This is a genomic window from Shigella sp. FC1967, assembly GCF_001743005.1.
Lineage (GTDB): Bacteria > Pseudomonadota > Gammaproteobacteria > Enterobacterales > Enterobacteriaceae > Proteus.
This window is the reverse complement of the sequence record NZ_MIIZ01000153.1, coordinates 1-283: the sequence shown is the minus strand read 5'-3', so window position 1 is coordinate 283 and position 283 is coordinate 1. Positions and strand designations below refer to the sequence as shown.

1 rRNA gene is annotated in these 283 nt (G+C 51.9%); it reads right to left on the bottom strand.

Features of this window, described 5'->3' with window-relative positions:
- Positions 1–283 (bottom strand): 23S ribosomal RNA (locus tag BHE89_RS01420); the annotation flags it as partial.

The following is a 283-nucleotide window of genomic DNA, read 5'->3' as shown; positions in this document are numbered from 1 at the left end:
CTCACGGTACTGGTTCACTATCGGTCAATCAGGAGTATTTAGCCTTGGAGGATGGTCCCCCCCATATTCAGACAGGATAACACGTGTCCCGCCCTACTCGTCGAGTTCACAATAACAGCATCTTCGGATACGGGGCTATCACCCTTTACTGCCGGACTTTCCAGACCGTTCTCCTGATGCTGCCATTGATTAAGACTCTGGGCTGTTCCCCCGTTCGCTCGCCGCTACTAGGGGAATCTCGGTTGATTTCTTTTCCTCGGGGTACTGAGATGTTTCAGTTCTC